General features: G+C 46.0%; 12 protein-coding genes and 1 riboswitch. Of the genes, 9 read left to right on the forward strand and 3 right to left on the reverse strand.

Translation table 11 applies throughout. The features are described from left to right. Nucleotides 1-66 precede the first annotated feature (66 nt). Together NXH67_RS07015 and trxA are read right to left on the reverse strand one after the other, a co-directional pair. On the reverse strand, nt 67-3,579 hold the full coding sequence (locus tag NXH67_RS07015) for a hypothetical protein (protein WP_272796879.1): 3,513 nt from the start codon (nt 3,577-3,579) through the stop codon (nt 67-69). Between the two features lie 190 nt (nt 3,580-3,769). Next, nucleotides 3,770-4,087 (reverse strand): thioredoxin, encoded by a 318-nt coding sequence (gene trxA / locus NXH67_RS07020; RefSeq protein ID WP_022777481.1) that lies wholly within the window; start codon nt 4,085-4,087, stop codon nt 3,770-3,772. Nucleotides 4,088-4,282: 195 nt separating this feature from the next. Further along, nucleotides 4,283-4,389: riboswitch (NiCo riboswitch) on the forward strand. A gap of 65 nt (nt 4,390-4,454) precedes the next feature. Between trxA and NXH67_RS07025 the strand changes: the two genes are divergently transcribed. The 4 genes from NXH67_RS07025 to NXH67_RS07040 all read left to right on the forward strand — a co-directional run bounded on the left by NXH67_RS07025 (nt 4,455) and on the right by NXH67_RS07040 (nt 8,263). Beyond that, nucleotides 4,455-5,324, forward strand: a complete 870-nt coding sequence (locus NXH67_RS07025) for a cation diffusion facilitator family transporter (RefSeq protein ID WP_272796880.1) — start codon at nt 4,455-4,457, stop codon at nt 5,322-5,324. Nucleotides 5,325-5,410: 86 nt separating this feature from the next. Continuing rightward, a complete protein-coding gene (locus tag NXH67_RS07030) occupies nt 5,411-6,055 on the forward strand; it encodes an MBL fold metallo-hydrolase (protein ID WP_022777483.1) in 645 nt (214 codons plus the stop codon). A gap of 171 nt (nt 6,056-6,226) precedes the next feature. After that, the gene (locus tag NXH67_RS07035; protein WP_272796881.1) at nt 6,227-7,285 is read left to right on the forward strand and encodes an FIST signal transduction protein; all 1,059 of its coding nucleotides are present in this window, start codon (nt 6,227-6,229) and stop codon (nt 7,283-7,285) included. Between the two features lie 15 nt (nt 7,286-7,300). After that, complete coding sequence (locus tag NXH67_RS07040) at nt 7,301-8,263, forward strand: methyl-accepting chemotaxis protein (RefSeq protein ID WP_272796882.1); 963 nt, start codon at nt 7,301-7,303, stop codon at nt 8,261-8,263. Nucleotides 8,264-8,418: 155 nt separating this feature from the next. On the opposite strand, the gene NXH67_RS07045 is transcribed toward NXH67_RS07040, so the two are convergent. After that, a complete protein-coding gene (locus tag NXH67_RS07045; RefSeq protein WP_022777486.1) occupies nt 8,419-8,703 on the reverse strand; it encodes a hypothetical protein in 285 nt (94 codons plus the stop codon). A gap of 164 nt (nt 8,704-8,867) precedes the next feature. On the opposite strand from NXH67_RS07045, the gene NXH67_RS07050 reads away from it, so the two are divergent. From NXH67_RS07050 to NXH67_RS07070, 5 genes are all read left to right on the forward strand, one after another. Beyond that, on the forward strand, nt 8,868-9,251 hold the full coding sequence (locus NXH67_RS07050) for a VOC family protein (protein ID WP_272796883.1): 384 nt from the start codon (nt 8,868-8,870) through the stop codon (nt 9,249-9,251). A gap of 46 nt (nt 9,252-9,297) precedes the next feature. After that, nucleotides 9,298-10,539 carry a hypothetical protein gene (locus NXH67_RS07055; RefSeq protein ID WP_272796884.1) on the forward strand — a complete coding sequence of 414 codons (1,242 nt, stop codon included), beginning with the start codon at nt 9,298-9,300 and terminating at the stop codon, nt 10,537-10,539. Between the two features lie 10 nt (nt 10,540-10,549). Next, complete coding sequence (gene bcp, locus NXH67_RS07060) at nt 10,550-11,008, forward strand: thioredoxin-dependent thiol peroxidase (protein ID WP_272796885.1); 459 nt, start codon at nt 10,550-10,552, stop codon at nt 11,006-11,008. A 308-nt stretch (nt 11,009-11,316) separates the two neighbouring features. Beyond that, nucleotides 11,317-13,806 (forward strand): methyl-accepting chemotaxis protein, encoded by a 2,490-nt coding sequence (locus NXH67_RS07065; RefSeq protein ID WP_272796886.1) that lies wholly within the window; start codon nt 11,317-11,319, stop codon nt 13,804-13,806. A gap of 194 nt (nt 13,807-14,000) precedes the next feature. Then, the gene (locus tag NXH67_RS07070) at nt 14,001-16,253 is read left to right on the forward strand and encodes a glycoside hydrolase family 95 protein (protein WP_272796887.1); all 2,253 of its coding nucleotides are present in this window, start codon (nt 14,001-14,003) and stop codon (nt 16,251-16,253) included. Nucleotides 16,254-16,495: the final 242 nt, after the last annotated feature.

Here is a 16,495-nt window from a genome sequence, read left to right on the forward strand (position 1 = left end):
TAATGATTATTAGATAGAAAGAGGCCGCCCGGGTTAAACCCGAGCGGCCTTGGTTGTTATTTAGGATTATTCTGTTACCTGGATGGTAATAGTTCTCGATAAGCCTTCGCAGCTAAGAGTATAGGATACTGTTCCCTTCTTGTTAGCTGTGAATGAGAAGCTGTTGTTGCCTGACTGAATATTTGTAAGTACTTCATTTCCGTCAGGTGTTGCGCTTCTTGATACAGAGCCCTTGGTAGGAGTTCCTCCGCTGCTCATGATGGCCTTGTAGGATATCGTAGCTTCCTGGCCCTTCTTGAGAGTGAAGGTATTGTTGTTGAACTCACCGGAGCCGGCTGTTCTTGTTACCTCGATGGAGGATGGCAGGCTGTACTTCAGTTCTACAGCATCACTGACAGCTGAGTCTGTTCCATCGTCGTATCTTACTCTCAGCATGTACTTAAGCTCAGTGCCTCTCTTAGGATTCTTGTGAATATAAGAACCATTCGGTACTACAAAGTAGTTCTTTCCACCGTCCATACTAAGTTCAACTTTCAGGTAACTCTTATTGGTCTCCCTTGAGTTATAAGCATACGTTAATTTGATTCCTGAGCTTTCGTATGCAATTCTTGCATTGTCAACAGCCAGAGGTCTGTTCATTATTCTTGAAGAATAAGTGAAGTAGATACTTGAGGAAGCTGTTTTGTCCTGACTGGTCTTCGGTGCTGTAGCAGGCTGAACGAGGTAGAAGTAGTACTTGCCTACTTTTACGCTTGTGTCAGTCCAGGTAAGTGCCTTGGTGCTGGTTCCGCTGGTGCCTATTGTATCGATGTAAGTCCAGTGATAGGATCCAACTCCGAACTTCTGGATAAACTCTTTCCATCTGTCTGCAGAGAGCTGTGAGATGTAGTCTTCAATATCTGCCAGCTCTGTCTTGCCTGCGGCTTCAGCTTCTGCATACAGGTCATCAATCTTAGGCTTCATATCTTCAGTGAGCTTCTTGATATCACTGTCAACTTCAAGTCTGAATACTCTGTACTGGTCAATGTTCTTAAGCTGAGTGAAGCTAAGTTTAACTTTCTTGGTGGCTGCATTGGTTACCTTGAAGTTCTTAACCTGTGCGTAGAGGGCAGATGCCTTACCCATTATCTCATCAGAGATCTTGGTGATGTACGCTGAGCTGTCTTTGGTTGCAGCTGTGGTATTGTAAACAGGACGTACATAGTAGTAATAAGGTGTATTGATCTTGATATTTTTCTTATCCGTATAGGTAATGTATTTAATAGACTTTGGATTATCTTCTTCTTCTGTCGGGAATGTATCAAGTTTCTTTGCTTTACTTATTCCTATCTTTGCTACAAGTACTTCGTTGTTCTGGGTAACAGATTCTCTTGTTTCGCCTTTGAAGGGCTTGTCGCTTCTGTAGAGCCAGTACTGTTTTACACAGTCATCTGCAAGCCACATGAGAACAATTCTGTCGGAACCGCCATCTGAGGTAATAAGGCCCTGAACTTCATCCATCTCGGGAACGATGAGTTCTCCTATGCCCCATCCGCCGGGGGTGTTCTTAGTGGTAGAGATGGCACGAACGGAATAGTAAGCTTCCTTCTCAGGAGTGAACTTATTGTAGTACATTGCGAAGATCTTATAATCTGAGAGGTAATTTTCCTCAATGGTACATTCCATAAGTGCAGCATTCTTGAAGGTATAATTCTTTACTTTCTTATATACACCGTTCTCATGATCGCACTTTAACAGGTCAAAGGACTTGATATCAGCGATGTGATCTTTTTTGACTAAGAAATAAATAAGTCCGCTCTTGGCACAAACAGAATAGTTTGTACCATGTACATACATCTGCGAAGCAAGGGGTACGTCGTATCCGTCAATATAGGAATTGATATGCTCATTAGCTCTTGCAAGATTGTACTTGTTGCCTTTCTTGGCATCTCTGGTGTCATAATAAACGCCTGCGCTTGTAAGTACATGACACCTATCGGGGCCGGCCTTGCAGGACAGAACGTTGGATGGAGCTGATACAATCTTCAGAGTGTTGACATAGGTTACAGTCCTTACGCGGCCATAGTAGGTGGTGCCTATAGTAACTTCAGGGGCATCGGCCTTGTAGTTTAACATGATTGCATCCGGAGTGGTCTTTTTGTTAACGAAGAACTGGCCGATGCTATTGCCCTGGTTGAAACCGGGATCTGAATTATAGGTGGTTCTCCAGGCTTCCTGGAATCCTGTCGGAGTCTTGACGTCGGCTTCTTTTTTCTTGGCAGCAAGCTCCACATAATAAGTCTGAGCGATGTCAGGTCTCTGGGTCATGGTGTAGCTAAACTCGCCTGTTTCGTTGCCACTCTGCATCTGGAGCATGTAAGGTGCTGCTGCGGTTACATACTGAGCAAGTACGTTGCCATCTGCGTCCATACATTTAAGAAGATAGAGAAGTGAATCTGCCTCAGTGTCAACGCTCTTAATTGTAATGGATTTGGACTTAAGCTCTTTGATAAGGTCTTCCTTATAACCTGTCTCCTGGGTAGTATCTTCTTCAAGGTGATACAGTGCATATTTCTTGTAGCTCTTCTGCTCAGGCTTGTTCTTGGTGTCAGGAGCCCAGCTGATCTTAACCGATGTAAGATTCTTCTGGATAAGAGCCTTCATCTTGATGCCTTCGTAGCCATCAGCCCATGTTGTATCGGATGCGGGATTAACAACGTTAGTTGCAGGAAGTGATACTTCATCCATGACAGCTCTGTCATATACAGGGTTTCCATCGACGAGTACTTCATTTCCGGCATTATCATATCTTGGTATGTATCCAAGTATCTTGAAGGAGTAGGGAGTACCCTCATCATCGGTATCGGCATAGCTAATCCATAATGTATAGTTAGATTCTTCATTCACAGCATCTTTGTCTGTCTGCGGAGTATATACTGAGGATAACTTAATGGATTTGCCGGGAGCGATCTCAAATCCAAGCAAAGCTGTTTCCTTATATTGGTCAGGAGTGGCATATATAAGAGTTGCGTACAGCTTGGGAGCATCATTGCCGGTAAATTTGTTTTCTACTCTGACATAGTTGGTGTAACGGGTTACAGCGAACTTATCAGTAGGGATATTGGCATCCCCTGCCTTAAGATTAGGTAAGGAACCACTGGCTTTGAGGAGGCTTAAGGCTGTCTGGATATTGCTGTCCTCTACGCCGGGTACTGCCTCATCTGTCGCATCTTCAAGAAGAACCTCTTCGGCATCCTCCTGAATCTCTTCAGATACAGGTTCTTCTTCTAAGGTGCTCTCTTCCAAGGCGCTCTCTTCTAAGGTATCCTCTTCTGTGATGACCTCATCATAGGTTTCTTCTTCTGCTGTGTTACCAAGGAGTTTATCGATGTCTTCGGGAGTAGCTATATAATCATCCCCATCATCTTCATACTCCTTAGCATATTCCTCGTCGAGAGCAAATTCCTCGGCTTCGGTATACGCCTCCTCTGTGAACTCATCCGCGGCAAATGCGCGGGTGTTCATGCTTAGCATCATTACCAGTGTCAGTAATAACGAAAGCATACGCATAGATCTTTGTGTGTGTTTACATCTTTTCATGAACTATCTCCCTCCTAGAGTTGCAATGAAATAAAAATTCATTTTTGTGATGCCTGGCAACATTAATTTTACAATAGTACGCATACAAAAAATCAGCTTTTGGTAAAGTTTAGAAAGATTTAATGATTTGGGGAGACAAAAAGGCCGGGCCTGTTACGGCCCGGCAGGAGACTATTTATTATGGGGGATATTACAGTACGGCATCCAGCTTCTTAGCCAGTGTATCCATGGGCATTGCACCCATTGCGCTGTCTACAACTTCGCCGTTCTTGATAATAAGGAAGCTGGGAATTGACATTATGCCGTACTTGGCAGCCAGCTGATTGTTCTCATCAGAGTTGACCTTGCCTACCTTGACCTTGCCGTCGTAGGCTTCAGCCAGCTTCTCAACAACAGGCATCATCATCTTGCAGGGACCGCACCAGTCTGCATAGAAGTCAACCAGTACAGGGATGTCGCTCTGTAATACTTCGTTCTCAAAATTCTCTTCTGTAAATTTATATTCCATGATTTATATCCTCCGATCTGAAAGGTGTTTGATTTGTGTTTCTAAAAATATAATTGCACACAATCTAATAATTGTCAACTATTAAATTGTGAGACATTTAATAATTTAGAAAAAGGCGCTGACGTTGACACGAAAAATTCCACATGTTACGATGATAAAAACTCTTTGCACTGCATAAACACATATGTGTCATCTACAGTACAAACTGAGCAGGCAATGCTTTTCCCGTACAAGAAATGCATGTGGCCGGGTCGTTGATAGCGACAGCAGATCAGACATTTGAGCGCATCTGCGGGACAGTAGTAGGTTCCGGGGTGGGCTTTTTTATTTACCTCGAGAAGATGACGAAAGTAATGGAGGTAATGTAATGGATGAAAAAACTATAGTAAAGAAGGTCTCTAAGGTTGGTATCTTCGGAAACGTTCTGCTCTCAGCCTTCAAGCTGATCGCAGGATTACTTGGTAATTCCGGAGCCATGGTCAGTGACGCGGTTCATTCCCTGTCTGACGTCTTCGCAACTTTTATCGCATATCTGGGAGTTCGCATGTCGATGCAGCCCGAAGATGAGGAGCACCCCTACGGTCATGAGAGACTGGAATCTGCTGCGTCTCTTATACTGGGAGTTATCCTTGCTGTGACAGGTCTTAGCATAGCCTCCACCGGAGTTCATAAGCTCATGGCAGGTGAGGAGATTCCCGTTCCCACTATTCTTCCGATTATCGCAGCGGTTGTTTCCATCGTGACCAAGGAAGCCATGTTCTGGTATACCATGTACTACGCCAGGAAACTTGATTCCTCAGCCTTCAAGGCAGACGCCTGGCACCACAGGTCTGATGCCATTTCTTCAGTTGGTTCCTTTATCGGTATCGGTCTGGCAAGACTTGGTTTTCCCGTTATGGATCCAATCGCCAGTCTCTTTATCTGTATTTTCATATTGAAAGTAGCTTACGACATTTCCAAGGACGCTTTTGTCAAAATGCTTGATACCTCCTGCGGCAAGGAGTTCGAGGATAATCTTCGTGAATTTATAGAGAAGCAGCCGGGAGTTCAGCAGGTGGACCTTCTCCATACCAGGCAGTTCGGTAACAAGATCTATATCGATCTGGAGATCGCAGCCAAAAGAGACAGTACCCTGGTGGAAGCACACGACATCGCAGAGAGCGTCCACAACAGCGTGGAACAGCAGTATCCAAACGTCAAGCACGTGATGGTTCATGTTAACCCCGGCAATTCATGAGGTTTTCACATAGGTGCATAGTGTGATAAGATAGATAGTGAAGGTATTTTAACTTATTTTTTCTTGTTTATGAGTGGGGGATAACTATGTTAGACAAGATCGAAGTATTCACGCACAGCAGTGTCAGGATCAGATGTGCGGAAGGCACCATCTATGTGGATCCCTTCAAGATGAAGGAAGAGCCACATGATGCTGATTACGTCCTGATTACTCATCCGCACTATGACCATTTTTCCATCGAAGACATCAGAAAAGTTATTTGTCCGGACACCATCATGATCGTGCCGGAGCGCATGGAGGACGACGCCAGGGAACTTGAGCGGGAAGTCAGATCCATCGAGACCGTAAGGCCGGGAGTATATCGTGAGATCGACGGCCTTGAGCTGGAGGCGGTACCGGCTTACAACACCGTCAAGCCCTTCCATCCAAGGAGAGCCGAGTGGGTTGGCTATATCCTTCGTATTGAGGGCAAAAGAGTCTACATCGCAGGCGATACCGGCGCCACCAAGGAAGCCAGGAAGATCAAGTGCGATATCGCACTGGTGCCCGTTGGCGGAACCTACACCATGGACACCAAGAGGGCAGCAGAGCTCATCAACGGCATGAGACCGGACTATGCGATTCCCACACACTACGGCGGGATCGTGGGCAGGAAGAGTGATGGGCAGACCTTCGCAGGACTTGTCAGCAGCCCTGTCAAGGTGGTTGAGAAGATACAATATTTTGATTGATAATTTAAGAAGAAATCAGCAGAGACAGGATTCATTCCTGCCTCTGCTTTTTTAATACAAAATTTCATGTTTTTTAACCAAAAAATAGTCGATTTTTTATAAAATTCCAGTCATTATAACGTAATATTATAAGAAGAATCTTTTTTTCAAATATAAAAGGAGACATGTCTCATGAAAATGTTCTACGGTAAAAACCCACAATGTAACGTTAGTGACGCAGTAAGAGGCCTTTCATCCCCCAGGCTCATAGTCTTTACCTGCAGCGAGGATGGTTTTGACAAGGCTGTTGCTGACATTGAAAAAGCCTATCCCGGCGTACCCAGTATCGGCTGTATCGGCATGGGCTATGATTCCGCGATTCAGGAAAAAGGTGTTTCTGTCATGGCCTTTTCAGAGGGCGTGACCGTTGCTACCGGTGTTCTGGAGGGTGTATCCACCATGCCTGCAAGGCATATCGCAAGGCTGGAAAAGGATCTGGAGAAAGTTAGACCCGGCAAGGATAATACTGCCATCATTGATTTCTGTACCGGCAACGATGCAGCTGTTCTCACCACCTTAAGAGGATTGGTGGACAAATATAATCTCCAGGTTATGGGTGCCACCGGCGATGCGAGCAAGGTTTCCTGCAATGGCAAGATCTATAACGATGGAATGGTATATGCAGTTGTTCGCAATGAAGGCGGCAAGGTTAAGACCTACAAGGAGAACATCTATGTTCCCAAGGACAACACCCAGCTCATCGCCTCCAAGACCGACAAGAGCAAATATTATCTGGGCGAGCTCAACGGCCGCTCAGCCAAGCAGGTATATATGGAGCTTACCCACACAAGCAGCGACAAAGAGATCATCGCTCAGACCTTCAAGAATCCGCTCGGCAAGATGATCGGTAATGACGTGTGCATCATGTCCATCAAGGACGTTGCCGGCTCAGGACTTATCCTGTACCGTCAGGCCAATGACTCTGATATCCTGACGCTACTTGAGATGAGAGATCCCATGGAGGTTGCTCAGACTACCGTAGATAAGATAAAAGCTGATTTTAACCATATATCAGGCATTTACTCCGTTAACTGTATTTTCCGCTATCTGGTTCTGAAGGAGAGGGGCGAGCTCAACGGTTATCTGTCCAAGATCGCATCCCTTGGAACTTCCTGCGGACTTATTGGTTTTGGAGAGCACTACAATGCCCAGTTTGTTAACCAGACAATGACCTGTGTTGTTTTTGAATAAAAAAGGAGAACCATTATGCTTACAGATATGTTTAAGAAAAAAGACGAAGCAGAGGTCAATCAGCAGACACAGGTAGTAAAGTCTTCCGTTGACGCTGAGAAGATGGAGTCTCTGGTTTATATCGCAGATTCTATCAAGACCTTCCAGAAGGAGCTTGTTCAGAACGAGCTTAACTCCCTTACCGAGATCCATGATATGGGAGTTGCCGTAAATACTGTAATGGAGAGTAATGCTAATCTCCGGGAGCAGATGGATGCTTTTAACGAGATGTTCGAAGCAGTTAATACCAGCGCTTCCAAGTTCGAGGATGTTAAAGTTAATATTCTTAACAGCGTTGAGAATGCCCAGAACAAAGTAGAGGAGCTAAAGACCAGTTCCAACGAGGTTCGCGCCAGCTTCGATGAGATGACTCAGGGGTTCGAGAACTTCAAGAGCGCCGTTGACCAGATCTCCGATTACATGAAGAAGATCATCGGAATTGCAACCCAGACCAACCTCCTGGCCCTCAACGCCTCCATCGAGGCCGCAAGAGCAGGTAACGCAGGTAAAGGCTTCGCCGTAGTTGCTACTGAGGTTCGTGAGCTTGCCGATGAGATCAAAGTAATGATCAGCCAGGTTAACGCCAGCATCGACGCTGCCGGACAGGAGAGCGAGAAGCTCACCGAGAGCATGGCCAACTCCATCGCAGCCATGGACAGGAGCCTACGCGAAGTTGACGAGACCAAGGAGACCTTCGTTGAGATCATTGAGAGCGCCAACGGAGCCAACGCCGTTCAGCAGGAGATCTCAGATACTGCTGATACAGCCTCCGACGAACTTATCAAGATCGGCAACAGCTTCAACGACATCAATAACAAATACGATGCACTGGTTGATCAGCTCGAGAGAGTCAACCGCCTTGGCACTACCAAGTCCAGTGTGTTCGAGCATATTGACAATCTGGTATCGCAGATACCGCCGATTGTGAAAGAGAGATAATATAGTCGAATATTTTAGTCGAAGGGGACGGTTTTTATACCAATGGGGACGGTTCTGTTTGGTAAAGTTTTGTTTGCAAAACTTTACCAAACAGAACCGTCCCCATTGGTATAAAAATCGTCCCCACTGATGACTCTTAGTTCCCGCAGACTTCTTTACATAGCCTGCTGATCGTTGCTGCCCTGAGGGAACTGAACGCTCTGATCATTCTGAGCATCCTTAGGCTTTCTCAGAATCAGGAACATGAACAGACCACACAGAGGTGCTCCAAGTAAGATTCCAAGTACGAAAGCACCTACAAGGCAAGCGAAGAAACCGCCAACACCAAGTCCTACCTTCTGCTTCTTGATACCTGTAATGAGCGGAACAAGTCCGAGTACTATACCCATAACCAATGATCCCACAACTGCGCCAATTGCGTATGCACTACTGTAATCCATACAAAACCTCCTTAAAAAAAGTTAACAATATCTCTACCATTATACACGATGAAATGAGGGAATGTATGAAGTATCTGTGATTTTTCATTTCACTATGCTATATTCTTAAATGGAATAGGATATGTATATTATAGTAAACCGCTAATGGTAACATGAGGCTTCATATGAATATTGAACACATAGCAATGTACGTAAACGATCTTGAATCCGCCAGAGATTTCTTCGTCAAGTATCTCGATGGTACATCCAACGATGGTTATCACAATGTTAAAACAGATTTCCGCTCCTACTTCATCTCTTTTGATACCGGAGCGAGACTTGAACTGATGAATAAGCCGGGGCTGGTAGATGCGGAGAAGGCGCTGAATAGGACCGGATATATCCATATAGCTTTTTCTGTTGGAAGCAAAGAAAAGGTGGATGAATTGACAGAGCAGCTTAAGGGTGACGGCTACGAAGTGGTGAGCGGTCCAAGGTACACCGGGGACGGATATTACGAGAGCTGTATTGTGGCCATCGAAGGAAATCAGATTGAGATAACTGAGTGATCAAGAAAAGTAAAGTATGTGAAAAAAGTTGGGAGGGACGACAGCTGTGGAGAGTCAGAAAGAAGAAACAACGTTAGGCGTGTACTTAAACTATTTAAAGAGCGAGCGGGAAGTTGGAAAAAGAATATTAAAATATTGGGGCATATATATAACGCTAATGATAGCGTTTTATGGATTGTACCGGATTGCTGTATCACAGGGAGAGAATACTGCGGTGTCTGCAATCCAGGCTGCAGGCCAGATTTCAAACGAGCTCGTAACACAGTTTGAGGAAATGGTTAAGAACCAGACGAGTACAGAGCGCGGATTTAATATTTTTTTGTCTATATTTTTTGTTATTGCTATATGGGAAATTCCTAAAGGAATTACACATTTATTTTCAAATAGTTATAGAAGTGATATTGACTATGCGTTTTCGAGTACTGAGGGATTAGGGATAAAAGATATAAAAAGAATAATATTTTGTGGCTTGATATTTGGCATTGTCTATTTATTTATCACGGGGGCAAATATTATTAATTTAATGGCAACAAAAGAGGGTGGAAATATCCCCAGATGGACAGTAATGGTTTTTACAGCTGTAGTATTGGCAATAGCGATTATGGTTAATTGGTGGCGTGCAAAGCCGCAAGGAAGAGATAATATTCTGGCGTATCTTCAGACTTTACCTATAATGTTTTCATTATTTGCATATCCGGTTAAGGAGTATAACTGGATATGGGTTGGTATCTATTCCGGTGTTTTTACGTATTTTTCAGTAAAAATGATGTGTAACGTTGGAGAGTTATCATTCGATAAAGTCGTATGCTGTATTAAGAATTATGACTCCAATGGAGATCTATATATCCACTATCGATTAGACGATGAACGAGTTGTATGCTCACGTAATCAGGAACTGACCAAAGATTCAAAACCCTCTCTTTACAATATAAACGCTTTATGTAGAAAAGAAATTGAAAGCGAGCTCACAGACGGCAATAAAATCTGGCGTGATTCTGTCCGAAAAATTACTACATTGAGAAAAGAAAAAAGAGAAAATAAGAAGATTGAAAAAGCCAATAGGAAGGCAGAAAAAGCCAAAAAGAAAGCAGAAACCAAAGCTCTGAAGGCTGAAAAAAAGGCAAAGAAGGAAGCAGCAAAATTAGAAAATACAAAGCTTAAGGAAGAAATGAAAGAACTGCAAAACCAAATTGTTGAGCTTAAATCTATCAATAAAAAGCAAGGTCAAGAGATAATAAATCTTAAAACAGAGAATGAGAGACTAAAGACTCCCGGAAAGGGAGCGTAAGGAGGTCATTATGCTCGAAGTAGGAACCAAAGCCCCTGATTTCAAACTACCGGATCAAAACGGCGAGATCCGCTCCCTGTCCGAATACAAAGGGCAGAAAGTGGTACTATATTTTTACCCCAAGGACAACACCGCGGGCTGCACCAAGCAGGCCTGCAGCTTCGGCGAGCTCTATCCCCAGTTCAGGGAAAATGGAGCGGTGGTGCTGGGAGTAAGCAAGGATTCCGTGGCATCCCATAAGAAGTTCGAGGAGAAGTACGGGCTGCCCTTTACTCTTTTATCCGACACGGAGCTCACAGTGATCAAGGCCTACGATGTCTGGAAGGAGAAAAAGAACTACGGCAAAGTCTCCATGGGAGTTGTCAGAACCACCTATCTCATCGATGAAAAAGGCGTGATCGTAAAGGCCATGGATAAGGTGAAGGCAGCAGAGAATCCTACGGACATGCTGAATATCCTTACAGAATAATCGTATGATATAGGTGCCAAAAGTCATATCATCGTATATATATACAAAAAGTTTCATGCAAAAATACGCATAAATATACGCAATAATTGTATAAAATATGATATGTAAACCGCATTTGACCGTTTTTATGCAGTGCCTATGCATAGCGGCTTTGCGGTTTATTTTTTGCTCATAAAGGTTATGGAAATTTAATTAGGCATACCGGGCGGATGCGATATAATGAATATACATACACTTTATAATGAATAATGGTGCGCTGGAAATGCAGACCATTATTGGGTTATTGCATTCCTATGAGGTGAATAATTATGAGCAAAAATGGTGCAAAGCAAACTGGCGGATTTGTTCATTCCGTGAAGGGTAAGATCCTGATCATGGGTATTCTGGGGATCGCAGCTGCTGTGGTTATCGGAATTGTGGGAGTGTTCTCCATCAACAAGAATGCCCAGAGCAGTGAGATCGTTTCAACAGTTAATGAGATCAACGTGCTCCAATCCCAGAATCTGGCCAATGATGCTCTCTATCAGTACTATGTTGAGGAGAGCTATCTTAAGGCTGCTCTGGATAATCTGGCAAACATGGAGCAGCAGGCGGTACAGCTGGAATCCATCGCTGACGAGAGCTACCGCGCATCCGTTGATTCCATTATTGAGAACATTGAGAAAAACAAGACCAATTACAACGAGATACTTAGCATCCATTCCACCAGAGGTTACACACCGGACATGGGTAAGTATCAGGAATACATGACTGCCAGCGCAGATCTCTCCGACAGCTTTGGCAGCCTTGTTAACAACAATGACTGGGTGGAGATCGAGTGGCAGAGCTATTTCCACGGCACCGATACACCTAAGACCGAGAAGGTCGATGGTAAGGACTACATCGTTCTTCACTACGATTACAAGCTTCCTGATGTAGGCAAGAGAAACAGTCTTATCTTCCGTCTTGGCGGAACCTTCACCTACAAAGGGGACTATTTTATCAAAGGCGTAGCCCTGTCCAACGGCTCCGAGGTGATCCCTCTTGATCTTGGAACCATTGAGCTGGCGGAGAAGTCAGGCGCAGCCCTGGTGGATGCCGAGATCTCAACCTTCGGCGACGAGCCTGCTCTCAAGGTGTCTGCTAATTACAACGAGGCCAACGGTAAGTGGGAAGAGATCTCCACAACCCTCAACATGGTGGAATATTCACCGGAGACCTATCCGGTTCTTAAATATGACCTCTACCTTCTTCCTTCCGCAATTGGTTCAGAAACCGAGTACAAGTACGGCGGCGCCGTTTCGGGAGTGTACGGCTTTGCTTCTAATCTGGGAAGCCTCAATGACATGGTCAGCGCCTACAGTAAGCTGGTGGTTGAGGGCAAAGACGTTACAGCAAGCCTCGCTGAGATTGAAGCCCTGATGGCAGAGATTCAGGAGAACATCCCCAAGTACACAACGGATCCATCGTTGGCAGATATATCAACGGAAAAAATTGAAACTCTGAAATCCATTTTTGAATCCATAAAATCAACAGATTCCACCACCCTTAAGATCAAAGCCGACAACGCCGAGATCAACTCCGTCCTCAGCAACATGTGCGCCACAGTTCAAAACGATGCAGTTGCCAACATGAACGGAGTAAGGAGCACGGTTACAATACTTATCGTCATCATCCTTATTGCCAGCATCGTTGTGCTGACTCTTTTCCTGGCAAGGATCTTCATCGGCATCAACAGGAGCGTTAATTCCTTCAGCTCAGCCATCGAGGAAATCGAGGCGGGCAAGATATCCACCAGAGCCAACGCTTCCGGCAGGGATGAATTCGCTCTTTTTGCAGAGAGTCTCAATAACTTTATGGATACCCTTGAGGGGACAATTATCAAGGTAAAAAAGGTTACGGATGTCCTGGCTGAGTCGGGAGTTGCCCTTGAAAACAGCGCCACCAAGACCAAGACCGTTGCAAGCGAGATCAATTCCACCATTGATGAGATCTCCAAGGGCGCCGGTGAACAGGCCAAGGATATTGAGTCCTCCTCCCAGCAGGTTATGGACATCAAGAGCAACATCATGAAGATCGTGGGCAGCGTAAATACTCTGTCAGAGAGGTCTTCAGAGATGAATGACAATGGCAAAAAAGCTACCGACAACATGGACCAGCTGACCAGATCCAGCGACTTTACCACCGAGGCCTTCGGTAAGATCGTTGATCAGGTTAAAAAGACAGATGAGTCTGTAGGTAAGATCCAGGAGGCTGTAAGCCTTATCGCTTCCGTTGCTGACCAGATCAACCTTCTGTCCCTGAATGCCAGCATTGAGGCCGCAAGAGCGGGAGATGCGGGCAAAGGCTTCGCAGTTGTTGCCAGTGAGATCTCCAATCTGGCGGATCAGACCAACCAGTCCACAGCTGTTATCGAGGAGATCATTCGCGGATTGTCCGAGGAGTCCAATCGCACTGTGGCTACCATCAATGAGGTTACGGGACTTATCGAGGATCAGAAAAACAGCATAGATTCCACGGGAAGCGCATTCGAGAACGTAAGTCTTGGAATCGATTTTACAAGAAGTTCCGTATCGGAGGTACTGGATCAGGCACAGGCCTGCGAAAATGCCAGCGAGACGGTGGCGGATCTCATGACAAACCTGTCAGCCATCTCAGAGGAAAATGCAGCTTCGGCGGAGACTACCTCTGTTGCCATGACGCAGCTCAATGAGGAGACCACAAGGCTTGCGGAGACTTCCGCAGAGCTCAAGAGATATGCGGATGAGCTGCAGGATGATCTTGAGTTCTTCGAGATCGCCGGAGAGGCAAAGCGATGAATTTAGAGGCGATTTACCGCAAATAAAGGATGTCAGGTCTTAGCGCGACATATTACATACATAGAATTACGGCCGGAGATGCCGGAATCTGCAGGATCAGGTTCCGGTGTTTCTGCGTTTATGGGGCGGGCCGTGCTATAATGGTGAAAGTATCTGTTTTGTGACGACTAAATATGAGTTTTGGGGTGAAAAAAATGAAATTATTCTACGACAGACCTGCGAATAAATGGGAGGAGGCGATTCCTGTAGGAAACGGGCGACTTGGCGCCATGGCCCTTATGGCTCCGGAGAGGGAAGTTGTCTTTTTGAACGAAGACAGCATCTGGAGCGGAAGGCCCTTAAACAGGATCAATCCCGATGCAAAAGAAAACCTGCCTGAGATCAGAAGGCTCCTTAGGGAAGGCAAGATCAGAGAGGCGGAGAAGTTATCGCTCCTTGCCCTGTCGGGTACGCCCAATTCGGAGAGAAACTATGAGCCTGCAGGAGAGCTGCAGATTAGCTTCGAAGGGCAGGAAAACGCAGGAGCCGGGATATTCTGTGGCTTCAAACCCTCGAATTACAGAAGAGAGCTGGATCTTACGACGGGAATCACCTCTGCGGAATATGTTATCGGGGGGAAAAAGTATTGCCGCAAGCTGTTTGCTTCTTTTCCTGAGCAGGTAATCGTGATGCGCCTTGAGACCGAGGCTTCACAGGGAATCAGCTGCAGCATGAGGTTTGAGAGAAGCCACAACAAGCTGGATGAGGTCTATGGCAAGGGAAGCGAGATCGGATTTCGCGTGGTTAATGAAGGCGGAATCTCTTTTGCAGTGAAAATGCGTGTTAAGGCTGAAGGAGGAACTGTCAGGACTATCGGAGAGCATCTGCTGATAGAGGGGGCTAAGAGGGCAGATATGTTCCTGGCAATAGAGACGAGCTTCCGCCATGAGGACTATGAGAAGGCGGCCGCGGATAGGCTGGACAGGGCAGCAGCGCTTGGATATGAGACTATTGCTAAGGAGCAGCTTAAGGACTATGCGGAGCACCTGAACACCATGGAGCTGGAGCTGTCGGACGGGAAAGATGACAAGGCAGCAGAACTCCCTGTGGACAAGAGGCTTGAGAGGCTTCGCAGGGGCAAAAAAGATCCGTCGCTGTTTGCGCTGTATTTTATGTACGGCAGGTACCTTCTTTTTTCCTCCAGCAGGGGAGATTCGCTTCCAGCCAATCTTCAGGGAATCTGGAATAACAGCATGACGCCGCCCTGGGACAGCAAGTTTACAATCAATATCAATACGGAGATGAATTACTGGCCTGCGGAAAAGAGCGGGCTCTCTGAGTGCCATTTGCCGCTGTTTGCCTTTCTTGACAGGGTGTGCGAAAACGGCAAGCGAACCGCCCGGGAGATGTATGGCTGCAGAGGGTCGGTGGCTCACCACAACAGCGATGTGTTCGCGGATACGGCGCCGCAGGATCACTATATTCCTGCCAGCTTCTGGCCTATGGGAGAGGCTTTTCTGGCGACACATATCTGGGAACATTACAGTTATACGGGAGATAAGGAGTTCCTTAGGCGTAGTCTCTATGTGCTGGAGGAGTGCGTGGACTTTTTTGCGGACTTTCTGATAGAGGATGAGGAGGGACATCTGGTGACGTCTCCTTCTGTTTCTCCTGAGAATACGTATATCATGGAGGATGGAAGCCGGGGATGCATGTGCGAGGGACCTGCCATTGATACGCAGATCCTGACGGAGCTGCTGACAGGGTATTTGAGGAGCCTTGAGGCGCTGGGAAAAGAGGAGTCTGAGAGCGCAGATTCGGAAGGAGAGACAGGCGCGGAAGGAAAAGTAGCCGCAGAAGGCGAACCTGCTTCAAGGAAAGCTGTTGCAGAGGATATCTTGCGTAGGCTCCCCCAAATGGGAATCGGAAGACACGGACAGCTCCTCGAATGGCGCAAGGACTACGACGAACCGGAGCCCGGACACCGCCATATTTCCCATCTCTACGGTGTGTACCCGGGAACGTCAATTAGTTACGAGAAGGACAGGCAGCTTATGGAGGCCGCCAAGACTTCACTTAAGAGGCGCCTTGCAAACGGCGGTGGACACACCGGCTGGTCAAGGGCCTGGATCATCGGCCTCTGGGCCAGATTCCTTGAAAAGGACAAGGTGTATGAGAATCTCGAGGCGCTGCTTACCCAGAGCACCTTCGATAACCTGATGGATAATCACCCCTACGGACCGGGGCATTGTTTCCAGATAGACGGTAACTTCGGCGCTATTGCAGCCATGCTGGAGATGCTGGTGCAGGAGGATGAAGAAGGCAATGTGAAGCTCCTTCCTGCGCTGCCATCAGAATTTAAAAATGGCAGTGTGTCAGGAATCCGGCTGAAAGGCGGCCGGAGCCTGTCAATGAAATGGGTAAACGGCGAAGTGGTAGAGAGCAGTATCAGCGGTAGAGCTTTCTGAACTCCCTTGGGGTCTGACCCCAATTTATTTGATTTATCATGAATTCTTATATCTGCCTATAAGCTTTATCTTTTTTACAGGTACGTGTTTTCTGAATTATGATAATGATATAGGTGCCAAAAGTCATAAATGCGTACATGCTGGCATGTTAAGCATTTTGACTTTATGGCCCAAACAAATATGAGGAATTAGCAATTTACGCAGTAAATTAGCGGTTTCCGAATATTTGTAGAATTGCGAGA

It is taken from the genome of Butyrivibrio sp. DSM 10294 (genome assembly GCF_028539135.1).
In the GTDB taxonomy this organism is placed as follows: Bacteria; Bacillota; Clostridia; order Lachnospirales; family Lachnospiraceae; genus Butyrivibrio.

What these genes read in the sequence shown, in the direction of transcription:
- NXH67_RS07070 (WP_272796887.1), top strand. Translation starts at nt 14,001, where the DNA reads ATGAAATTATTCTACGACAGACCTGCGAATAAATGGGAGGAGGCGATT.
- NXH67_RS07050 (WP_272796883.1), top strand. Translation starts at nt 8,868, where the DNA reads ATGAATATTGAACACATAGCAATGTACGTAAACGATCTTGAATCCGCC.
- NXH67_RS07065 (WP_272796886.1), top strand. Translation starts at nt 11,317, where the DNA reads ATGAGCAAAAATGGTGCAAAGCAAACTGGCGGATTTGTTCATTCCGTG.
- NXH67_RS07015 (WP_272796879.1), bottom strand. Translation starts at nt 3,579, where the DNA reads ATGAAAAGATGTAAACACACACAAAGATCTATGCGTATGCTTTCGTTA.
- NXH67_RS07025 (WP_272796880.1), top strand. Translation starts at nt 4,455, where the DNA reads ATGGATGAAAAAACTATAGTAAAGAAGGTCTCTAAGGTTGGTATCTTC.
- bcp (WP_272796885.1), top strand. Translation starts at nt 10,550, where the DNA reads ATGCTCGAAGTAGGAACCAAAGCCCCTGATTTCAAACTACCGGATCAA.
- NXH67_RS07030 (WP_022777483.1), top strand. Translation starts at nt 5,411, where the DNA reads ATGTTAGACAAGATCGAAGTATTCACGCACAGCAGTGTCAGGATCAGA.
- NXH67_RS07040 (WP_272796882.1), top strand. Translation starts at nt 7,301, where the DNA reads ATGCTTACAGATATGTTTAAGAAAAAAGACGAAGCAGAGGTCAATCAG.
- NXH67_RS07045 (WP_022777486.1), bottom strand. Translation starts at nt 8,703, where the DNA reads ATGGATTACAGTAGTGCATACGCAATTGGCGCAGTTGTGGGATCATTG.
- trxA (WP_022777481.1), bottom strand. Translation starts at nt 4,087, where the DNA reads ATGGAATATAAATTTACAGAAGAGAATTTTGAGAACGAAGTATTACAG.
- NXH67_RS07035 (WP_272796881.1), top strand. Translation starts at nt 6,227, where the DNA reads ATGAAAATGTTCTACGGTAAAAACCCACAATGTAACGTTAGTGACGCA.